The sequence below is a fragment of the Kitasatospora sp. NPDC088264 genome (genome assembly GCF_040685715.1).
Lineage (GTDB): Bacteria > Actinomycetota > Actinomycetes > Streptomycetales > Streptomycetaceae > Kitasatospora.
In genome coordinates this window covers 1-1,111 of record NZ_JBFBIR010000149.1, presented here as the reverse complement: position 1 = coordinate 1,111, position 1,111 = coordinate 1, and the positions used below count along the sequence as shown (strand labels likewise).

Genomic DNA, 1,111 nt, shown 5'->3' with positions numbered 1-1,111 from the left:
TACCACCCCGGGTGGCGTCGGACCTGATAGTCGTCCAGGCCGCACTGGCCCTTGGCGCTCTGGAAACACTCCTCGATCGCCCAGCGGGCACCCGCGACGGCGATCAGCTCGTTGAGTGTGGCATCGGCGGGCGCGTAGGCGATGTAGTAGGCGAGCTTTGTGGGATCGGTGATGCTGCGGCGTGCCAGGACCCAGTGTTTGCGGTCGGGGCGGTGCCACGGCCGGACCTCGACGCGGGCCCAGTCGTAGACCCGCAGGCCGTGGGCGCCCTCGCCGCAGGAACGACGCTTCCACTTCTGACGGGGCAGGTCGGCGATCAGGTCGTGCAGTCGATGGTCCAAGGCACGCCGGGTGACGACGGTGTCGTGGCTGGTGGTGGCCACGACGTGGAAGACGTCGGCCTGCTCCAACTCGTAGCGCCAGCCCTTGCTGTAGCCGTAGCCGGCATCCGCGGTCACCCACCGGAACGGGATCTGGTCGTCGATCGCGCGGCGGACCATCGCCCTGGCGAGCTGGACCTTGGTGGCGAACTCGACCTCATCGCCGATCCCCGCCGCCCGGCAGCGTGCGCGGTCGTCGGTCCAGGACTTCGGAAGGTAGAGCGCCCGGTCGATCAGGGTGCGGCCCGGCTTGCCGGAGTAGGCGAGGAAGACCCCGACCTGGCAATTCTCGGTGCGGCCGGCGGTTCCGGAGTACTGCCGCTGGACACCGGCCGAACGCACACCCTTCTTCAGGAACCCGGTGTCGTCCACGATCAGCACACCGGCCGGATCCGCCAGGTGCTCGACGACGTACTCGCGTACGTCGTCGAGCACCCCGTCCGCGTCCCAGTCGATCCGGTTCAGCAGCCGCTGGATCCGGTCCGGACCGACATGACCGGCCTCCTCGGCCACCGTCCACCCGTTCTTGCGCTCCAAAGGCGCCAGCAGGCCCCACATGTAAGCCAGCGCCGACTCCCGCGACTCACTCCGCGCGAACCGGTGAGCAAACCGCTCATGCAACCCTGCCAGCCCATCCGACCAGCGACGAGCATCGATCTCGGATATGTCCCCACCCATGAACAGCTCAACGAGCTAACCCGACAACCGTCACGGTAAGCACCGTTGCAGTA

The 1,111-nt window shown here is 67.9% G+C and carries 1 protein-coding gene; it reads right to left on the bottom strand.

From position 1 onward, the window contains the following. The coding region (locus AB0O82_RS38750) for an IS701 family transposase (protein WP_363589762.1) at positions 1-1,058 on the bottom strand (1,058 nt) is incomplete at its 3' end. Positions 1,059-1,111: the final 53 nt, after the last annotated feature.